General features: G+C 32.4%; 15 protein-coding genes. 11 read left to right on the top strand and 4 right to left on the bottom strand.

Features of this window, described 5'->3' with window-relative positions; all coding sequences use genetic code 11:
• Window positions 1–295 precede the first annotated feature (295 nt).
• The 4 genes from BUA98_RS03110 to BUA98_RS03095 all read left to right on the top strand — a co-directional run bounded on the left by BUA98_RS03110 (window position 296) and on the right by BUA98_RS03095 (window position 9,886).
• The gene (locus BUA98_RS03110; protein WP_072970173.1) at window positions 296–3,535 is read left to right on the top strand and encodes a T9SS type A sorting domain-containing protein; all 3,240 of its coding nucleotides are present in this window, start codon (window positions 296–298) and stop codon (window positions 3,533–3,535) included.
• Between the two features lie 2 nt (window positions 3,536–3,537).
• Complete coding sequence (locus BUA98_RS03105) at window positions 3,538–4,230, top strand: glycoside hydrolase family 78 protein (RefSeq protein ID WP_072970172.1); 693 nt, start codon at window positions 3,538–3,540, stop codon at window positions 4,228–4,230.
• 159 nt (window positions 4,231–4,389) lie between these two features.
• Window positions 4,390–8,733 (top strand): T9SS type A sorting domain-containing protein, encoded by a 4,344-nt coding sequence (locus BUA98_RS03100; protein ID WP_072970171.1) that lies wholly within the window; start codon window positions 4,390–4,392, stop codon window positions 8,731–8,733.
• 133 nt (window positions 8,734–8,866) lie between these two features.
• A complete protein-coding gene (locus BUA98_RS03095) occupies window positions 8,867–9,886 on the top strand; it encodes a DUF481 domain-containing protein (protein WP_072970170.1) in 1,020 nt (339 codons plus the stop codon).
• On the opposite strand, the gene BUA98_RS03090 is transcribed toward BUA98_RS03095, so the two are convergent.
• Entirely contained in the window at window positions 9,883–10,740 is an 858-nt protein-coding gene (locus BUA98_RS03090) for an MBL fold metallo-hydrolase (RefSeq protein WP_072970169.1), read from the bottom strand. The genes BUA98_RS03095 and BUA98_RS03090 overlap by 4 nt on opposite strands.
• A gap of 89 nt (window positions 10,741–10,829) precedes the next feature.
• On the bottom strand, window positions 10,830–11,753 hold the full coding sequence (locus BUA98_RS03085; protein WP_072970168.1) for a hypothetical protein: 924 nt from the start codon (window positions 11,751–11,753) through the stop codon (window positions 10,830–10,832).
• A gap of 354 nt (window positions 11,754–12,107) precedes the next feature.
• On the opposite strand from BUA98_RS03085, the gene BUA98_RS03080 reads away from it, so the two are divergent.
• The 6 genes from BUA98_RS03080 (at window position 12,108) to sufD (ending at window position 17,068) form a co-directional block, all read left to right on the top strand.
• On the top strand, window positions 12,108–12,437 hold the full coding sequence (locus BUA98_RS03080; protein WP_026982558.1) for a HesB/IscA family protein: 330 nt from the start codon (window positions 12,108–12,110) through the stop codon (window positions 12,435–12,437).
• Window positions 12,438–12,519: 82 nt separating this feature from the next.
• A complete protein-coding gene (sufB, locus tag BUA98_RS03075) occupies window positions 12,520–13,968 on the top strand; it encodes a Fe-S cluster assembly protein SufB (protein WP_072970167.1) in 1,449 nt (482 codons plus the stop codon).
• Window positions 13,969–13,975: 7 nt separating this feature from the next.
• Complete coding sequence (locus BUA98_RS03070) at window positions 13,976–14,464, top strand: flavodoxin family protein (RefSeq protein ID WP_072970166.1); 489 nt, start codon at window positions 13,976–13,978, stop codon at window positions 14,462–14,464.
• A gap of 14 nt (window positions 14,465–14,478) precedes the next feature.
• Entirely contained in the window at window positions 14,479–15,225 is a 747-nt protein-coding gene (gene sufC, locus BUA98_RS03065) for a Fe-S cluster assembly ATPase SufC (protein ID WP_056189584.1), read from the top strand.
• A 41-nt stretch (window positions 15,226–15,266) separates the two neighbouring features.
• Entirely contained in the window at window positions 15,267–15,635 is a 369-nt protein-coding gene (locus BUA98_RS03060; RefSeq protein ID WP_072970165.1) for a four helix bundle protein, read from the top strand.
• 116 nt (window positions 15,636–15,751) lie between these two features.
• On the top strand, window positions 15,752–17,068 hold the full coding sequence (gene sufD / locus BUA98_RS03055) for a Fe-S cluster assembly protein SufD (RefSeq protein WP_072970164.1): 1,317 nt from the start codon (window positions 15,752–15,754) through the stop codon (window positions 17,066–17,068).
• A gap of 139 nt (window positions 17,069–17,207) precedes the next feature.
• On the opposite strand, the gene BUA98_RS03050 is transcribed toward sufD, so the two are convergent.
• Together BUA98_RS03050 and BUA98_RS03045 are read right to left on the bottom strand one after the other, a co-directional pair.
• Window positions 17,208–17,753 (bottom strand): hypothetical protein, encoded by a 546-nt coding sequence (locus tag BUA98_RS03050; protein ID WP_072970163.1) that lies wholly within the window; start codon window positions 17,751–17,753, stop codon window positions 17,208–17,210.
• A gap of 55 nt (window positions 17,754–17,808) precedes the next feature.
• The gene (locus tag BUA98_RS03045; RefSeq protein WP_072970162.1) at window positions 17,809–19,158 is read right to left on the bottom strand and encodes a serine hydrolase domain-containing protein; all 1,350 of its coding nucleotides are present in this window, start codon (window positions 19,156–19,158) and stop codon (window positions 17,809–17,811) included.
• 221 nt (window positions 19,159–19,379) lie between these two features.
• Here BUA98_RS03045 and BUA98_RS03040 point away from each other — a divergent pair, with 221 nt between their 5' ends.
• Window positions 19,380–20,594, top strand: coding sequence for an aminotransferase class V-fold PLP-dependent enzyme (locus BUA98_RS03040; RefSeq protein ID WP_072970161.1), 1,215 nt, complete (start codon window positions 19,380–19,382; stop codon window positions 20,592–20,594).
• Window positions 20,595–20,605 lie beyond the last annotated feature (11 nt).

The raw sequence follows: 20,605 nt of genomic DNA, 5'->3' as shown, positions 1-20,605 counted from the left end.
GTAATTATAATAAAAGTTAAAATATGGGCCTAAATTATGATTTTTTGTTACATAATACTAACGATTAACACTGTCTTATGATTTTTTAGTTATGATTTAAGAAAAGGTAAAACAACAACAAAGTCCTTTACTGCAAAGACTTAAACTATTTCTTACGAAATATTACTAATCCCCTTTTTTATTATCTCTTCCTCAAAATTAAATTATTGATAAAAAATAGCTCCTTTACGTCTTCCCGTAAGGAAAAACAATTTAAAATTTGTAGACTTGCGCGACCGAATCATAAACTTATTCTATGAAAACAAAACTACTTTTTTTATTACTGCTTTCTTTAACTACAATGGCCCAAACCAATTTGGTGCCTAATGGTAATTTTGAAACCTGGACGTCATCATCTCAGCCGGCTAATTGGTATCGTTTTATGAGCGGATGGGCTTCTCAGAGTTCAACGGCTCAAAACGGAAGTTCAAGTGTTAACATGCAGATTGTCAGCGGCACTTTTAATTTTATTAATAGTGAATATTTTGCTGTACAGGCAAATAAAACGTATCGTATAACTTTATATCATAGAGCTCTTTCCGGAACGTTTACTTCTCTTGATTTTAGTATCTATCATAAACCAGGTACTTTTAAAGAAGAAATAATCAAAAAATCGGATGTTACTTTTTCTACAACTGAATGGAGAAAAGTTGAATTTGAATATACTTCTACTGTTAACGAAAATATCGAAGTAGATGTTTATACTTACGGAAGCTTAGATTCTGAAATTTTAGTTGACAATATTTCTGTGGTAGATATTAATGAAGCACCTACTCAATACACAAAAATTCCGGACCAAAATTTTGAAAAAAAATTAATCAGCTTAGGAATTGATTCTGGCACTGTTGATGGCCAGGTAGCAACTAATTCTATTAATAAATTAACGACATTAGATTTAGCAAACAGTGCTATAACAGACGTTACAGGAATAGAGGATTTCGTTTCATTAACTTCCCTATTTCTAAATTCAAACAAATTAACAGGCATTAATGTAAGCAAAAACACTGCCTTAATTAAGCTAAATGTAGGATGGAATGCAATCACTGACTTAGATGTTTCTAATAACGTATCACTAAATCAATTAAGCTGTTATTCTAATAAGCTCCAAACATTAAATGTCACAAAAAATATCAATTTGACTATATTAGAATGTAGTCAGAATGAGATCTCAGCATTGGATTTGTCGAGCAACAGTAAGCTATCAGTTTTATCTTGCGTTACTAATAAACTGACCACTTTAGATACATCAAAAAATCTTGAATTGACAGCTCTTACTTGTTTTCAGAATCAAATAACAAGTCTTGATGTAACTGCAAACACAAAACTGACCCATTTACATTGTTTTTCAAATAAGATTAAAGCTCTTGATCTTTCGAACAACTTAAACTTAAAGTTTCTAGAAACAGAATACAATGACTTAACTACTTTGGATGTATCTAAAAATACAGCTTTAGTTACATTGCAATGTAATAACAATTTGCGCCTTGAATCAGTAAATTTAAGAAACGGAAAAAACACATTATTAAATACTGCTGATTTATCTTTTATAGCTAATCCAAGCTTATACTGTATATTAGTAGATGATGTTGCGTACGCAAATGCGACTTGGGCAGCAAAAAAAGATGCTTCTGTCCTATTTTCTGAAACTGAATGTGCAGCCCCAAAATACACCCTTATTCCAGACTTAAATTTTGAAAAATCATTGATTAAGAAAGGAATTGACGGAATTGAAGACGGCAAAGTGATGACGAGCAAAATTTCTGACCTTAAAAGCTTAAATTTAAGTGATTACTACACCAATCTAAAAATTACAGATCTGACAGGAATTCAAGATTTTACTGCACTTGAAGAATTAACCCTGCCAAACAACGGCAATGGTGTTTTAACAAGCATTGACGTCTCTCACAATTTAGCATTAAAAAAATTAGACTGTACGCAAAATGACTTGTCTTCTATAGATGTTTCTAACAATTTAGCCTTAACTGAATTAATTCTTTACGGCAATAATTTAACAACTCTGGATGTATCTAAAAATTTAGCATTGACTACACTTAACTGTTCGATGAACAGACTGCCAAGCATAGATGTCTCAAGCAACATAGCCTTAACAAAATTATCTTGCGCGGGATCAAATACGGAAGATGTTGGAAATGTGCAGCAAGGTTTACTGACCAGCATCGATCTTTCTCATAATCTTGCTTTAGAATATTTGGATGTGAGTACTAACAATAAAATTGTTGGACTTGATATCTCAAAAAACACAAAATTGACCTCGTTGAATGTGTCTAATAATAAGATGACAAACGTTAGTTTTCCTGAAAACAAATTACTGAAAACCTTAGTTTGCGAAATGAACATTCTAAAAACATTAGATATTTCAATCTATCCGGATTTAGAAATATTAAATGCTGGTTATAACAGCCTGACAACGGTTGATATAACAAAACATCCAAATCTAAAAAGGCTATCACTTCCGTCTAATGAATTAACAAATTTAGATTTTTCTAATAATGCACAATTAGAACTTGTATATCTATCTTATAATAAACTGACTACATTAGACTTCTCAAAAAACCCAAAACTATTTCAAATTATTTGCGACCATAATAATTTAATGAAATTAAACCTGAAAAATGGTGGCAATAAAGTACTGGACGGCAAAACATACAATAGTTTCAAAAGCAATCCTTCCTTATCTTGTATTACTGTAGATGATGTTGAATATGCCAACACTGTCTGGGCTGATTACAAAGATGCTATTGCCAGCTATAATACTGAATGCGGTTTTAGTTTGCCTACAACAAACTTTGCTATTGAAGTAAAAAGCGAATCTTGTGCTAACGAAAAAAATGGGGAGATCAATATTACTGCAACAGCAGCTGTAGCTTATGCAGCAACGATAAACAACAAAGCGTATACTTTTACAGGCAATGTACTAAAAATAGGCAGCTTAGCGCCTGGAACATATACTATTGTTATAACAGTACCTGGTGAAGTTTACGAACAAACCTTTAATGTTGCAATCGCGAAAGCAGCTCCTGTAGCAGGAACTTTAAGTACAAATTCTAAAAAAGTAAATGTTGAAATTACTGCCGGTACTGCACCTTTTACTGTTTTTGTAGATGGTACTGAACAATTTCAAACATCTGATGCTAGTTTTTCTTTAGAACTTAAAGAAGGCGGGCTAATTGAAGTTGCTACTTCAAAAGCATGTGAAGGAGTTTACTCGAAAAAGATCAATTCTCAAACTATTCTAGGATCAATTCTTTCAGTGTATCCAAATCCTACTTCGGGAGTTTTTGAAATTGAAATTCCAACAACTAAAAATGAAGCAGTAATAGAATTATACAATTTTGGAGGTCAGTTAGTATCTCATGATACTTATAAGATCGAAAATGGAACAGCAAAATTAAATCTTGAAAATCAGCCTTCAGGTATTTACGCAGCCAAAATCTATTTAGAAACTCCAGAATATATTAAAATCATAAAAAAATAAAAATGAAGAATTTTATATACCTATTAATTTTTGGATTCTCACTAATTTCATGTGGAGGCGGCGATGATCCGGTAACAGAAGAAAAAAATGTTGCACCAAGCGTTCCCTCTTTAGTTGGTCCGGTAGACAATAAATTATGTACCAATAATGTTGTTGAATTTCAATGGGGAATTTCAGCCGATGAAAATAAAGATGCCGTAACGTATCAAATACAAGTTGCAAAAGACAATGCTTTTGCTCAAATTGTTAATACAGTTGACGAAATTGCAGCTAACAATACTTCTTTTACGCTAGAGAAAAATACCGCATATTATTGGAGAGTAAAAGCAACTGATAGTAAAAAAGCATCTAGCGATTATTCTGCTACATTTAAATTTTATACTGCCGGGAATGCTTTTGTCAATCATTTGCCTTTTGCACCAAATTTAGTACAGCCAGTTATAAATACTACTGTTGCAGGTATAACAGCAACTCTAAAATGGACTGCCACTGATGTTGATACAGCAGACATACTTAATTATGATGTATACTTTGGAACTGCAAATCCACCAACAACGAAAATAATGGAGAATAATAGTTCCGTTTCCGTTGATGTAACACTTGAACCTGTAAAAGAATATTTCTGGAGAGTTGTGGTAAAAGACAACAAGGGAGGAGAAGCTGTTGGTCAGGTTTGGACATTTAAAACCCTTTAAAAATTGAACTTCTGAATTAAAATAAACTAAAATCCCATTTTTCATTTGTTTGGAAGTGGGATTTTTTTTTCAATTCTTTAGAATAAAAAACAAATGTTGATCTGAAAAAAAATGACTTCCATTTTCCTTTTTGATCTGCCAAAATTCAAAAACTAATCTATGAAAGCAAAACTACTCTTGTTGCTAATATTAGCAAACTTTTCTATTTATGCCCAACAATACACTGCAATACCAGATATTAATTTTGAAAAAAAATTAATTGCTCTGGGTTATGACACTGCGCCAGAAGACGGGCAGGTACTTACAGCAAATATTGCTTCATTAACTTCTTTAGATGTTTCTAAAAGTGCTATTTCAGACTTAACGGGAATTCAGGATTTTACTTCTTTAACACAGTTATCAGTTTCTGAAAATCTTTTAACAAATTTAGATTTATCCGCTAACATAAACTTACAACGTTTATCTGCCTCAAAAAACCAGTTAACTACTCTTAACGTTTCAAAAAATACAGCATTAACTGATTTGTCCTGTTATGCTAACAAGTTAACCTCTTTAAATATTTCGGCTTTAACTTCATTAACAAACCTTACCTGTTCGTCAAACATCCTTACTTCTTTAGACGTAGACAACAATCAGTCTTTAAACTACTTAAACTGTGGCAACAATCAGCTTACCGCTATAAATGTGTCGAAAAATACAGCGCTTATTACTTTTTATTGTCATACTAATAAAATTACCTCTTTAGATGTTTCTAACAACATTTTATTGGAATATTTTATGTGTCATGATAATCAATTGAAGGCTATAAATGTTTCTAAAAACGCAGCATTAATTATGTTTGATTGCCTAGATAATCAATTGACAAGCGTAGATATTTCTAATAATCCTAAAATTACTGAGCTGGCTTGTGAGAACAATAAGCTGGTATCATTAAATTTAAAAAATGGTGCTAATACAAATTTAGATCTTGCTTTTACTAATTTTAAAAACAACCCAGATTTAAAATGTATTCAGGTTGATGATGTAAATTATTCTAATGCAAATTGGTCGGCAATTAAAGATGCTTCTGCAGAATTCAATACAGACTGCCCTGCATTTACTTTGATTCCTGATGCCAATTTTGAAGATAAACTAATTGCTTTAAATATTGATAAAGACGGAAAAAATGGCAAAGTTATTACCAAAGATATTGCATCAATTACAACTTTAGACCTATCAAACAGTTCCATTTCAGACTTAACCGGAATTCAGGACTTTGCATCTTTACAATCATTAAACTGTTCTACAAATGTACTGACAGCTTTAGATCTTGCAGCAAACAAAAAACTAACGGTATTAAACTGCAGTGAAAATCAATTAACGACTCTTGATCCAGGTACATTGCCATTGCTGACAAGTTTAAACTGTTCTTATAATTCAATTACCAGTTTAGACATTACAAAAAATCCTGCTTTGGTTACAATTAATTTTTCGAACAATGCTTTAAACAGCTTAAATCTAAAAAACGGTTTCAACACCAACTTGGATTGGTTTAATGTTAACTTCACTAAAAATCCTGCTTTAAGCTGTATTCAGGTTGATAATGCTCAATATTCTAATGATAACTGGAACGGAAAACTAGATCAAACTTCTTATTTTACAGAAGATTGTACTGCTTTTACTTTAATTCCGGACAGTAATTTTGAAGATAAATTAATCGAATTGAAAATTGATATTGATGGTAAAAACGGAAAAGTTTTAACGTCATCTATTTCAAAGGTTACCGATTTAAATGTACAGTTAAGTGAGATTTCAGACTTAACAGGAATTGAAGGTTTTACTGCTCTTGAGTACTTAAACTGTCAGTTCAACAACTTGTCTTCTTTAAATCTTTCTCAAAATTCAAAGTTAATTGAATTGTATTGTCATGGAAACAAGTTGACTGCCTTAGATTTGGCGATAAACACTGAACTTACCACTTTGCAGGCTAATAAAAATCAAATCGCGAAACTAGATGTTTCTAAAAACACTAAATTGGTTTATATTAATGTTATGGAAAATGCGTTAATATCATTAAACCTAAAAAACGGTAATAATACCAATTTCCAAGGTGCTTTGTTAACCAAAAATCCAACTTTAAGCTGTATTCAGGTTGATGATGCCGCGTTTGCAACAACAAGAACAGCTATCTTTTATAAAGATAGTGCCGCGAACTATAATGTAGTTTGTGTTAATTATACTTTAATTCCTGATGTTAATTTTGAAAATAAATTAATCTCGTTAGGTATTGATTCAGGATCACCAGATGGTAAAGTTCAGACTTCAAAAATTTCTTCGATAACTGATCTAGATCTGTATAATGCTTCTATAACTAATTTAACAGGAATTCAGGATTTTGTTTCGTTGACAAATTTGAGCGTGATGTCTAATCAACTGACGACACTTGATATTTCTCAAAATTTAGCTTTAACTAATTTAAATGCAGGCTATAACAAACTAAAAAGCTTAGATACTTCAAACAATATAGCGTTAGAATACTTGTCATTTTATTATAATGAAATAACAAATCTTGACCTTTCTACAAATATTAATTTAAGTCTCTTAGCTTGTGGTAATAATCAATTAACAGCTATTGATCTTTCTAACAATAAGAAATTATCGACATTATGGTGTCCTGCAAATCAACTAACAAGCCTTGATGTTTCTAACACTTCTGTAGCATCTTTGCTTTGTTCTGAGAACAAACTATTAACCACTGTAAATTTAAGAAATGGTAATAACGGCAATATGCAATTATCTAAAGTTGCCATTGATTTTACAAAAAATCCACTACTAACCTGTATTTTAGTCGACAATGCCCTTTACTCTAATGAAAATTGGGCTGATTTTAAAGAGGCAACTGCTTCCTATTCTACAGTAGATTGTTCGCAAATTACGGCCATTCCGGATCCTGCTTTTGAAGATAAATTAATCGCATTAAATATCGATACTGATGGTAAAAATGGATCTGTTTTAAATAGTAGTATTTCAACAATTACTTCATTAGATGTGGCTTCAGCTGCTATCAAAGACTTAACAGGAATCAAAGGTTTTACAAGCTTAAGCACTTTAGATTGTTCCGGAAATGTTTTGTCAGTTTTAGATCTTTCTCAGAATCCAACATTAACAGTTGTAAATTGTAGTACAAACACATTAGTAAGTTTAAATTTAAAAAACGGAAACAACAACAATTTTGCGCTTACTTCTAACTTTACTAATAATCCTAACTTAGTTTGTATTCAGGTTGATAACGCTGACTATTCGACAACAAATTGGATGGCACTTAAAGATGCTTCAGCAAGCTACAGTCTTGACTGTACAGATTATACCTTAATTCCAGATTCTAATTTTGAAGATAAATTAATAGCATTAGAAATTGACAAAGATGGAAAAAATGGAAAAGTAGCAACTTCAAGTATTAAAGAAGTAACCTCCTTAGATGTTTCTAGTTCTAATATTTCTGATATGACAGGAATAGAAAACTTTAAAGCATTAATTTATTTAGATTGTAATTATAATAGCATAAGTACTATTGATATTAGCCATAATGCACTATTGAGGGTTTTTTCTATTCATGAAAACAAATTAACAAGTTTAGATATCTCTGCAAACACTGAATTATTTAATCTAACATTCAGTATGAATCAGGTTTCAAAAATTGATTTATCTCAAAACAAAAAACTTCATTATGTAACCGCAGACAGAAACTTGTTGACTAGTATTGATTTTTCGTTAAATCCTGAATTAGAAAGCATTTATTGCGGCAGCAATAACTTAACAACTTTAAACGTATCTAATCTCCCTAATTTAAATCAATTAAATTGTATATATACTAATATTTCTGAGATTAATGTTGCTTCAAATCCAAAATTGGTATGGCTATATATTAATGACAATAAACTTACTGAAATTAATCTTAGTCAGAATCCTCTTTTAAAATATCTAAATTTAGGTAACAATCAATTGACTAGTGTTGATCTTTCGCAGAACCCTCTTTTAGAACTTATTTTTGTTGAAAATAATCCTTTATCGTCACTTAATGTTCAAAATGGAAATAACAAAAACTTCGTTTTACCATCACAAACTGACAAAAAGGATGATGTTGCGATATATACTAGTTTTTTAAGAACCAAGACTTTAAGCTGTATTAAAGTAGACGATCCGGCATATTCAAACGCAAACTGGTCTAAGATTAAGGAAGAAAACACTATGTATTCCGCAACTTGTACCTTAGGTGTAGAAGAATCTGTTTTTGATAAAGTGGTTGTTTATCCAAACCCTACAAAAGGCGAAGTAAATATTAACAATATCGCCTTAGAAAAAGTAACGGTTTATAATACAATCGGGCAATTGGTAAAAACATTTACTCTTGATTCTGGCAGTACAAATAATACAATCGATTTGTCCGGATTGCCAAAAGGAGTGTACTACATTTATTTAATTAATGAAGATGCAGCATCGGCTAAGAAAATCATAGTCGAATAATCATAATCCTTGAAAGCTAAAATCCCATTTTCATTAAATTGAAAATGGGATTTTTTTTTGAATCTGTTTTACATTGCATTTTTATTCCTAACTTTAATTTTACAGCTGATAACCAACACAATAAATTCGGTTTATGAATAAAATTATATGCTTGTTTTTTATTTTATTCTTCTCTGCAATCTACGCACAAAAGTCAGATACTTTGGTGCTGAAAAACAATGATGTTATAATAGGCGAAATAAAATCAATGAATAAAGGAATACTGCAGATAGAAACGGATTACAGTAAAGATGATTTTAAACTGGAATGGAAACATGTTAAAAACATTTCTTCAACAAGAACCCATATTATAACATTGTCCTCTGGCGCTTTATTAAACGGAACGATTTCAAAAAGTAAGACTCCCAATAAATGTGAAATTAAAGATATCGAAACCCAAACTAAAACCGAAGTTAGTCTAACCGATATTGTATATATAAAACCTGTTGATGATAGTTTCTGGGACCGGCTCGATGCCAGTTTTGATGTTGGAATAAAATTGACAAAAGCCGAAAACTTACAGCAATTAACGATAAATGCAAATCTCGGATACACTGCAAAAAGATGGTTTGCCACCGGAACCTATAAACAAATTCAATCGGTTCAGGATGATAGCGATCCTATTCGGAGGATCGATACTGATCTAAGTTATGTACACCTTTTGGCGAAGGATTATTTTATTCCGCTATCCGTAACCACTTTATCTAACACAGAACAGGATATTGCCTTACGTATTATTTCTAAAGCTGGTTATGGAAAATATATTTTGCATGATAACAAAAAATATTGGGGAGTTGCCTCCGGACTGTCTTTCAATCATGAGCGCTATACAGGTGTAAGCGACGCTAATAAAAGTTTGGAGCTTTTTTTAGGAACCGATTTTAATCTCTATGATCTTGGTGATTTTAGCATTCAATCAAAAGTAACTGTGTTCCCAAGTTTAACAGAAAATAAAAGGGTGCGTACCGATTTTAATCTGGATACCAAATATGATCTGCCTCTTGATTTCTTTATTAAACTTTCGTTTGTTTACAACTATGATAACAAGCCAAAAAACAATGCCCCTAAAGACGATTATGTTTTTCAGACCACATTTGGATGGAAACTAGATTAAAAAATATCTTCACAAGTTAATACCTCTTTTAATCGAACTCCTTTTTCAGTCTGTTCAACTGTTATAATTTGGTTATGAGCATCGTGCTCCAGGAATAAATAATAATTTTGGTCAGCTGCGGTATTCAGTAGTTTTGCCTTTTCAGGCATTGTTAATAAAGGTCTTGTATCATAACCCATAACATACGGCAGCGGAATGTGCCCAGCTGTAGCCAATAAATCGGCACAAAAAACAATTGTTTTATCTTTATATTGAATATGTGGAATCATTTGTTTTTCGGTATGACCGTCAACGTAGTAAATTCCAAAATTCATTTCTTCAGAAAAACCAAAATCAGCTTCAGGACGTTTTATAAAATTTAGTTGCCCGCTTTCCTGCATCGGTAAAATATTCTCTGATAAAAAAGAAGCTTTTTCACGAGGATTTGGTTTTGTTGCCCATTCCCAATGATTTTCATTTGTCCAATATTTAGCATTTTTAAACGCAGGTTCATATCCGGTTTTGTCAGCATTCCATTGTACACTTCCTCCACAATGGTCAAAGTGCAAATGCGTCATAAAAACATCCGTAATATCATCTCGGTGAAAACCATATTTCGTCAATGATTTATCAATAGAATGGGAACCCCAAAGCGAATAATAACCGAAAAATTTCTCTGATTGTTTGTCGCCCATTCCGGTGTCAATCAAAATCAGGCGATTTTGATCTTCAATAAGTAAACAGCGTGCTGCAATATCAATTAAGTTATTTGCGTCTGCGGGATTGGTTTTGTTCCAGATTGTTTTAGGAACAACGCCAAACATAGCGCCTCCATCTAATTTAAAATTTCCGGATTCTATTGGGTAAAGTTTCATGAGAGTAAATTTCTGATAGAACAAATCTAGGAAATCCAATTTCCTTATACTAGAAATTTCTATTTAAAACTTCCCTTAAAAAACAGCGGTTATTCCAGCGTAATCGAAGTACTTCCAAAAATCTCCTGTTTGTCGAAGAAGTTGATAAAATAAGTTCCTTTTGGAAAATGACCATCATCAGAATTCAAAATCCCATAAACATTGACAGGTTTTCCCTGAAAATCTACAGCTACAATAAAGCTATAAACCAAAGCTTTATCATTTCCGAACTCGATTAATTTATCTTCACCCAAAACCTTGTTTCTTTGATCCAGAACCTGAATATAAAAAATTCTTTTTCCGGTTTTTGCAATCGAATTTCCATTTATAGTAAAACTTACCTTCAGTTTTTGAGCGTTCTTGGCTTTATCAGTCTCAAGTTCTAATCCAGACTTTTTCTCACGAAGCGCCACTACCTTAAAATTATTCATTGCTAATTTTGAAGCATCTTTTAAGGTCGATTCTAACTTCTTTTGTTTAGAAATTAAAGTATCATTCTCAGCCTTTTGTTGATACATAACCACATTCTGATCCTCAATTTCAGACAATAGATTCTTATTTTGAGATTTCAGTTTTTTAACTTCTAAAACACTTGTATTTAGTGACTGTCTTAGGTCTGAGAATTGTTTACGATAAAGTATAATCTGATCTGTCGAAGGATTTTTTGATGCTTTTATTATTTCCGTCAAATTTTCGATATTCTTTCTTTCCAGCTCTAATTGTTGTGACAAAGCCGTTTTTTCCAAAATAGCAACATCATAGGCCAATTTTAAAATATTCAAAGAATCTAAAATATCCTTTTGCGCAAGTTCTTGTTCGCTAAATTTGCCAATATCTTGTTTTTCCTTATTTATAATTAGAGATGAATCAGGATTAGACTCATTACTAAAAATATAAAATGTAGCACCTAATCCAAAAACAAATAATACTGCAAAAAGTGCTTTTATCCACCCATTTTTGTAATGTTTTTTCATAATTACCCATAATTTTGTGCAAAAATAACACAATTTCGCTATTTAAAATGCGTATAAATACGGTATTTTAACTTAAATTAAAGGTTATTATCAAATTATAAAGTTTTGAGGTGAAAATTGTGAAAGAAAATGAATTTTGTTTAGCCTAAAACAGAATTTTCTAAAACAAAATAACTTCTATCTATTTTAACATTTGTTATAATAATGTGAACCGTTATGGAAAAAGGTTTTTAAGTCGTATCTTTGCAGACAATTTCATTTGAACACTGAAACACAGTACTTTAAAAATGTAATAATTTCATTACTATTTTGATTGCAGATTAAAAATGAAAGAAAAAATAAATACCATATACAATGATAAAAGTTTCTGATACAGCCAAAAAGAAAATCATCGACTTGATGAGTGATGATGGTTTTGATGCCGCACATGACTACGTACGTGTAGGTGTGAAAAGTGGCGGATGCTCTGGTTTGTCATATGATTTAAAATTTGACAAAACCAAAGGCGAAGACGATAAAATATTTGTAGACAACGACATAACAATTGCAGTTGAAAAAAAATCATTCCTATATTTAGCTGGAACAATTCTAGAATTCTCTGGAGGGCTAAACGGAAAAGGATTTGTATTCAATAATCCAAATGCAAGCAGAACTTGTGGTTGCGGAGAATCATTCTCTCTATAATTTAATAAAGAATAACAAGACTAATAAAGCGTAATTCTTTGAAATTTTTGAAAAATTACAGCTTTAAATCTTTACATCAAAAATGAGCAAATACACAGAAGACGATTTAAAAATCGAACTCGAAACTAAAGAATACGAATACGGGTTTTACACCGATATCGAATCGGAAACGTTCCCTATCGGCTTAAACGAAGATATCGTAAGAGCTATTTCTCTTAAAAAAGAAGAGCCAGAATGGATGACCGAATGGCGCATCGAGGCTTTTCGTGCCTGGAAAGAAATGATTGAACCAGAATGGGCGAATGTTCATTATCAAAAACCTGACTTCCAAGCCATTTCTTATTATTCAGCTCCAAAGCAAGTAGATCCTACTAAAACATTAGACGACGTAGATCCGGAACTTTTAGAAATGTACAAAAAGTTAGGAATCTCTGTTGACGAACAAAAAATGATGAACAATGTCGCTATGGATATTGTTGTCGATTCTGTTTCTGTAGCTACCACTTTCAAGAAAACATTAGGAGAAAAAGGAATTATTTTCTGCCCGATTTCTGAAGCTATCAAAGAACATCCAGAATTAGTAAAAAAATATTTAGGAACTGTTGTACCTCAAAAAGACAACTTCTACGCAGCATTAAACTCAGCCGTATTCTCTGACGGAAGTTTCTGTTATATTCCAAAAGGCGTTCGTTGCCCAATGGAACTTTCAACGTATTTCAGAATCAATCAGGCAGGAACAGGACAATTCGAAAGAACACTTGTTATTGCTGACGAAGGAAGTTACGTATCCTACCTTGAAGGTTGTACAGCTCCAAGTCGTGACGAAAATCAATTGCACGCTGCTGTGGTTGAATTAATCGCTTTGGATGATGCTGAAATTAAATATTCTACTGTTCAAAACTGGTTCCCTGGAAACAAAGAAGGAAAAGGTGGAGTTTACAACTTCGTAACCAAAAGAGGTTTATGCGAAACAAACGCTAAAATTTCATGGACACAAGTAGAAACAGGTTCTGCTGTAACCTGGAAATATCCTTCTTGCGTATTAAAAGGAGATAATTCGGTAGGAGAATTTTATTCAATTGCCGTTACCAATAATTACCAACAAGCTGATACCGGAACTAAAATGATCCATTTAGGTAAAAACACTAAATCGACTATTATTTCTAAAGGTATTTCGGCTGGTAAATCACAAAACAGTTACCGTGGATTAGTGCAAATTAGCCCTAGAGCTGAGAATGCAAGAAACTTTTCGCAATGTGATTCCTTATTAATGGGTAACAATTGTGGAGCGCATACTTTCCCTTATATCGAAAGTAAAAATCCATCGGCTAAAATCGAGCACGAAGCAACTACAAGTAAAATTGGAGAAGATCAGGTATTTTATTGTAACCAAAGAGGTATTCCGACAGAAAAAGCGATTGCCTTAATTGTAAACGGTTTCAGTAAAGATGTATTGAACAAATTACCAATGGAATTTGCTGTCGAAGCTCAAAAATTATTAGAGATTTCTTTAGAAGGATCTGTTGGATAATTGAAAGATGGAAAGCAAAAAAGTCATCATTTTAGGTTCAGCCAGAAAAAACGGAAACACAACAAAAATTGTCGATGAAATTGCAAAAGAATCGGGAATTGATGTGATTGACTTAAGTGATTATAATATTTCTCATTATGATTACGAAAGCAAAAACAGAGAAGATGATTTTCTGCCTTTAATAAGAAGAATACTCGAAGAGTACGACACTTTAATTTTTGCAACGCCCATATATTGGTATAATATGAGTGGAATTATGAAGGTTTTCTTTGATCGTTTTTCGGATTTAATCCGAATTGAAAAAGAAACCGGAAGAAAACTTAGAGGAAAGAAAATTGGTGTGATATCAAATTCACACGACAACGAAATTGAAGAGAGTTTTTACATTCCGTTCAAAAAAACAGCCGATTATTTAGGCATGGAATATTTAGGACACGCGCATTTTAATGCTAACATCCTAAACCAAACAACAAAAATAGAATTGACATTTATATAAAAATAAAAAAAACAATGTTATCAATAAAAAACCTTCACGCCGGAATTGGTGATAAAGAAATCCTTAAAGGAATTAATATAGAAGTTAAAGCTGGCGAAGTACACGCTATAATGGGACCAAACGGTTCTGGAAAAAGTACACTTTCGGCTGTTATTGCCGGAAACGAAAACTACGAAGTTACTGACGGACAAGTTTTCCTTGACGGAGAAGATCTTGCTGATCTTGCTCCTGAAGAAAGAGCACACAAAGGAGTTTTCCTTTCGTTTCAATATCCTGTAGAAATTCCTGGAGTTAGTGTAACGAACTTCATGAAAACTGCCATCAACGAAACTCGTAAAGCAAACGGACAAGAAGAAATGCCGGCTAACGAAATGCTAAAAGTAATTCGTGAGAAATCAGAATTATTAGAAATCGATCGTAAATTTTTATCTCGTTCATTAAACGAAGGTTTTTCAGGAGGAGAGAAAAAAAGAAACGAGATTTTTCAAATGGCAATGTTAGAACCAAAATTGGCTATCCTTGACGAAACCGATTCTGGTCTTGATATCGATGCTTTAAGAATTGTAGCTAACGGAGTTAACAAATTGAAAAGCGAGAAAAACGCAATTATCGTTATCACGCACTACCAACGTTTGTTAGATTATATCGTTCCGGATTTCGTTCACGTTCTTTACAACGGAAGAATCGTAAAATCTGGCGGAAAAGAATTGGCTTACGAATTGGAAGAAAAAGGATACGACTGGATTAAAGCGGAGAATTAATACAGTCTGAAAGTCTAAAGTCATAAAGTCAAAAGTAAAGCATGAGTAAATTTAAATCTTTTGAAGAAATAAATTCATGGCAGAAATCCAGGATTTTCAATAAGAAAATATATTTGGTTACTGAAAATCCTAATTTTAAAAAAGACTTTGATTTCGTTAGACAAATAAGACGTGCATCACTTTCTATATCATCAAATATAGCAGAAGGTTTTGAAAGAAATACAGATAAAGAGTTTGTTTATTTTTTATACGTAGCCAAAGCATCTGCAGGAGAAGTTAGATCTCAATTATATTTAGCTTTTGATTTAGAATATATTATAAAAGAAGAATTTGAAATACTTTTGAACTCGGTAACTGAAATATCGAAATTATTAAGCGGTTTCATTAAATATTTGAGTCAAAAGTCATAAAGTCACAAGTCATAAAGTCCAAAACTTTATGTTTTAAAATTTTAACCTTTTGGCAAACAGTCGACAATCGCGAGTCTTTTGACTTTCGACTTTCGACTTTAAGACTAATAAACAAAATGGATTTAAAAGAAAAATTAGTATCGTCTTTTATGGCTTTTGAAGAGCGTGTCGATGTACATTCAGATTTGCATGACATTCGCACAAATGCCTTAAAAAACTTCGAAAATAAAGGTTTCCCAACCAAAAAAGAAGAAGCTTGGAAATATACATCCCTAAATGCCATCTTAAAAAATGACTTTACGGTTTTTCCTAAGCAAGAAAATGCAATTGAATTTAATCAGGTAAAAAAATACTTTTTACACGAAATCGACACTTATAAATTAGTATTTATAGATGGTGTTTTCAGTTCGCATTTGTCTTCTACTACGCATGACGGAATCGATGTTTGTTTGATGTCTTCAGCATTGACTAAACCAAAATATAAAATGGTTATCGATAAATACTTCAACCAAATTGCAAGTAAAGACGAAAGCTTGACTTCGTTGAATACTGCTTTTGCAAGCGAAGGGGCTTTTATCAATATTCCGCAAAAGAAAGTGGCTGACAAACCTATTGAGATCATGTATTTCTCTACAGCAAACGAATCTGCTTTGTTGGTTCAGCCAAGAAATTTGATTATTGTGGGTGAGAATTCACATGTTCAAATTATCGAACGCCACCAAAGTTTGAATGAAAATCCGGTTTTAACCAATTCGGTTACAGAGATTTTTGCTCAAAAACGTGCGATTGTAGACCACTACAAAATTCAAAATGACAATCTTGAAGCGAATTTAATTGACAACACTTATGTTTCGCAACAACAAGAAAGTCACGTTTATGTACATACCTTCTCGTTTGGAGGAAATCTTACTCGTAACAATTTGAACTTTTATCATTTTGGAGAAAGATTGACAAGTACGCTAAACGGAATCACGATCATTGGCGAAAAACAACACGTTGATCATTATACTTTGGTAAACCACGCAACGCCAAATTGCGAAAGTTTCCAGGATTATAAAGGGATTTTCTCTGATCGTTCGACTGGAGTTTTCAACGGAAAAGTTTTGGTAGAAAAAGAAGCTCAAAAAACAAATGCTTTCCAAAAAAGCAACAATATTTTATTGAGTGACAAAGCCACTATCAACGCAAAACCACAATTAGAAATTTTTGCTGACGACGTAAAATGTTCTCACGGTTGTACTGTTGGACAATTAGACGAAACAGCAATGTTCTATATGCAATCACGTGGAATTCCTAAAAAAGAAGCTAAAGCTTTATTAATGTACGCATTCTCAAATGCCGTTATCGAAAGCATCAAAATACCGGAATTAAAACAAAGAATTACTAAAATCATTGCCATGAAATTGGGGGTGAATTTAGGATTTGATTTGTAGAAATTGATAAATACAAAAAAACCACTCAAAAGAGTGGTTTTTTTATTTTGTAAAAAGAGCTTCCCAGATTTTTGTCCTGTCTAAAAGACTTCCCAGAGTATTATCCTGCTCTTTATACAAAGGTAATATTTTTATTCATTTAATAAATATATTCATCAACCAAAATTTCATTTCCTCTAACTTTAAACATTAATTTGATTGTGTCAAAATCAAAAATAATTCCATATTGACCATCTGATAAAGTAAAATTTTCTTTTCTTAAAGCTGTAATAACTGTCACTTCATATAAATTAAGTTCAATAAAATTATACTCAGCAATAACATTTAAAGTTTCATTCTCTTCAAAAATTTGTTTTAAAACTATCCTTATTGGTCTAATTTTTTTAGGTGGGAAATTTACAAACTGAAACTTTCCATTCTTGAAATTAAAATACTTCAATATTTTAAAAGATCTATTTACAACATCCTCTACCGTTTTTATATCAATACCTTCTCTTTTTCCAAAATCATCTCCATGTTGATCTCTAATAGAATAATGTTTATCAATCCAAAATTCTGTAATTATATTTTCAGATATATCATTAATCTTTTTTGCGTTTTTTGAACATGCGTTTTCAATATAAGCATCCTCATCAACTATAATTTCCAAAATTTTTTTAATTCGGGGTCTTTTATATTCAGACATAAAATAATATTTCGGCAAAAATAGTAATCTAATTCCTATGTTTTTAAAATTAAAACTATTTTTTTATAGAAGAAATTATCCCCTTCAAAAAACCATTAAAATCAAATCCTGGCTCTTCTTCCTTCACTCCCATCCTCACAATTACCATATCTAACGACGGAATAATCGCCACCATTTGTCCTTGGTAACCGCTACAATAAAACATATCACGAGGAACATCAGGAAATTTTCCTTCGGCGTTTAACCAAAACTGTGCTCCATATTTTCCTTCAGAAGTATTTGTTGGTGTTGCCGTATATTTTACCCAGCTTTCATCAAGGATTTGTTCTCCGTTCCAATTCCCTTTTCTCAGATATAATAATCCAAATTTTGACCAATCTCTTGGAGTTGCCCATCCGTAAGAGGAACCAACGTAAGTCCCTGACATGTCTTGTTCTACAATCATCGAATTCATTCCGATTTTATCGATTACGGCGCTGTACCAAAAATCAAGATATTCTTGTTGCGTTTTAAACCGACTTCTCAAAATTCGGGATAATAAATTAGTTGTTCCTGAAGAGTAATTCCAATGTGTGTTGGGTTTAAATTGTGCTGGTTTATCCATTTGCACTTTTCCCATATCTTCGGCCTGAAAAAGCATTTTTGTCGCATCACAGATCGTACTGTAATTCTCTTCCCATTCCAAACCAGAATTCATATGAAGTAAATCATTAATAGTGATAATTTTACGATCGTCTTTTTGCCATTCTGCAATTGGAGCCGGTTTATAAATATCAATTTTCCCTTGTTTGGCTAAAACGCCAAAAGCCGAACTAGTGATACTTTTTGTCATCGACCAGCCTAAAATTTTACTGTCTTTATTAAAACCGGTATCGTATTTTTCGGCTATCAATTTATCTTTATACAGAACCACAACGGCGCGCGTTCTCTTTTTCTTTCCTCCGTTTTTATCAAATGAATTATCGACAGCACTTTTCAATTTTGCATAATCAACATTTGAAAACGTAGTGTCTTTTGGTTCATTATTCCCATAAGGAAAAGGAAGATTATTAACTAATTTTGTTCTCTTTGGAAGCAAATACGGTTTCGAAACATCAAAATCTTCATTGATTAAAGTTGCCCCCAAACCTTCTCGATAAATCGCTTTTCTTTCTTTTAAACCATAAACAGAAGCCGTTGCAAACTTACCTGTTTCATCTATAGAATTTTTAGCCAAATCAATCATATCAATATCATTGTCCGTTTTCTGAATCAGATCTAAAGGCCGATTATCCATAAAATGACCAGAAGCGACACTTTTGGCTGAAAAACCAGAAATCAGATCAAGCTTCGGGTACGTAGTAAATCCGAAATACAAAAATGCAAGAACCAAAACAAGAACAAGTACTTTGAGAAATTTTTTCATAATGATGTCAGCTATTTTTAATGCAATATAATTAATTTATGATCACGATATTATGATCGAATTTAGATTTCCATTTCATATAATTTATAAAATCAAATCTAATTTTACGGAATCGACATTTAAACCTCTCGCTGATGGCGCTGTAAAAGGAAATTATAGTTTTCATGGAGAAACCAATTTAGTTTTAGTACTTTTGTAGATAGAATTTTTCTAAATAAGACATGCTAGATATCCAAAAAATAAGAGCTGAATTTCCGATACTTTCACAAAAAGTAAACGGAAAACCTTTAGTATATTTCGACAACGGAGCGACTTCACAAAAACCACAAATTGTGATCGATGCTGAAGTGAAATATTATCAGGAAATAAACGCCAATATCCATAGAGGTGTTCACACTTTAAGTCAATTAGCTACCGATGCTTACGAGATTTCTCGTGGTAAAGTGCAACAACATATTAATGCAAAATTTGCTCACGAAGTACTTTTTACTTCAGGAACAACGCACGGAATCAACTTAGTGACTAACGGTTTTGCTTCTATTTTAAAACCGGGCGATGAAGTAATTGTCTCCTCTTTAGAACACCACAGTAATATTGTGCCGTGGCAAATGTTATGCGAAAAAACGGGAGCAACTTTAAAAGTGATTCCGATGAACGAGGATGGTGAATTGATTATGGAAGCTTTTGATGCTTTGTTATCAGAAAAAACCAAAGTCGTTACCGTCAATCATATTTCGAATGCATTAGGAATCATCAATCCGATAAAATATATTATTGATAAAGCACATGCTGTTGGCGCTGCAGTTTTAATTGATGGAGCACAGGCGGTTCCGCATTTAAAACCAAATGTCCAGGAATTAGATTGCGATTTTTATGCTTTTTCAGGACATAAAATGTGCGGTCCAACCGGAACCGGAATTTTATACGGAAAAGAAGCATGGTTAAACAAACTTCCTCCATATCAGGGTGGTGGCGAGATGATCAAAGAGGTTACTTTCGAGAAAACGACTTATGCTGATCTTCCTCATAAATTCGAAGCCGGAACGCCAAATATTGCTGGCGGAATTGTTTTAGGAACTGCTATTGATTATTTAAATAGTGTTGGTTTCGAAAACATTCAGCAATACGAAAACGAACTTTTAGAATACGCTACAAAACGTTTATTAGAAATTGAAGGTTTAAAAATTTACGGAACCGGAAAAAATAAAGCTTCTGTGGTTTCGTTTAATATTGATGGAATTCATCCTTACGACATTGGTTCAATTATCGATAAATTAGGAATCGCCGTTCGTACCGGACACCATTGTGCTCAACCCATTATGAACTTCTTTTGTATTCCGGGAACTATTCGTGCTTCTTTCTCTTTTTACAATACCAAAGAAGAAATTGATACGATGGTTGAAGCGGTAAAAAAAGCAAAAACCATGTTAAGCTAAAAAACACATTT

This window comes from Flavobacterium saccharophilum (assembly GCF_900142735.1).
Taxonomy (GTDB): Bacteria; Bacteroidota; Bacteroidia; order Flavobacteriales; family Flavobacteriaceae; genus Flavobacterium; species Flavobacterium saccharophilum.
This window is presented reverse-complemented; position numbering and strand designations above follow the sequence as displayed.

Excerpts from the sequence above, each read along its gene's own strand:
- BUA98_RS03070 (WP_072970166.1), top strand. The coding sequence starts at position 13,976 with ATGGAAAGCAAAAAAGTCATCATTTTAGGTTCAGCCAGAAAAAACGGA.
- BUA98_RS03095 (WP_072970170.1), top strand. The coding sequence starts at position 8,867 with ATGAATAAAATTATATGCTTGTTTTTTATTTTATTCTTCTCTGCAATC.
- sufC (WP_056189584.1), top strand. The coding sequence starts at position 14,479 with ATGTTATCAATAAAAAACCTTCACGCCGGAATTGGTGATAAAGAAATC.
- BUA98_RS03085 (WP_072970168.1), bottom strand. The coding sequence starts at position 11,753 with ATGAAAAAACATTACAAAAATGGGTGGATAAAAGCACTTTTTGCAGTA.
- BUA98_RS03040 (WP_072970161.1), top strand. The coding sequence starts at position 19,380 with ATGCTAGATATCCAAAAAATAAGAGCTGAATTTCCGATACTTTCACAA.
- BUA98_RS03110 (WP_072970173.1), top strand. The coding sequence starts at position 296 with ATGAAAACAAAACTACTTTTTTTATTACTGCTTTCTTTAACTACAATG.
- BUA98_RS03060 (WP_072970165.1), top strand. The coding sequence starts at position 15,267 with ATGAGTAAATTTAAATCTTTTGAAGAAATAAATTCATGGCAGAAATCC.
- sufB (WP_072970167.1), top strand. The coding sequence starts at position 12,520 with ATGAGCAAATACACAGAAGACGATTTAAAAATCGAACTCGAAACTAAA.
- BUA98_RS03090 (WP_072970169.1), bottom strand. The coding sequence starts at position 10,740 with ATGAAACTTTACCCAATAGAATCCGGAAATTTTAAATTAGATGGAGGC.
- BUA98_RS03100 (WP_072970171.1), top strand. The coding sequence starts at position 4,390 with ATGAAAGCAAAACTACTCTTGTTGCTAATATTAGCAAACTTTTCTATT.
- BUA98_RS03045 (WP_072970162.1), bottom strand. The coding sequence starts at position 19,158 with ATGAAAAAATTTCTCAAAGTACTTGTTCTTGTTTTGGTTCTTGCATTT.
- BUA98_RS03080 (WP_026982558.1), top strand. The coding sequence starts at position 12,108 with ATGATAAAAGTTTCTGATACAGCCAAAAAGAAAATCATCGACTTGATG.
- BUA98_RS03050 (WP_072970163.1), bottom strand. The coding sequence starts at position 17,753 with ATGTCTGAATATAAAAGACCCCGAATTAAAAAAATTTTGGAAATTATA.
- BUA98_RS03105 (WP_072970172.1), top strand. The coding sequence starts at position 3,538 with ATGAAGAATTTTATATACCTATTAATTTTTGGATTCTCACTAATTTCA.
- sufD (WP_072970164.1), top strand. The coding sequence starts at position 15,752 with ATGGATTTAAAAGAAAAATTAGTATCGTCTTTTATGGCTTTTGAAGAG.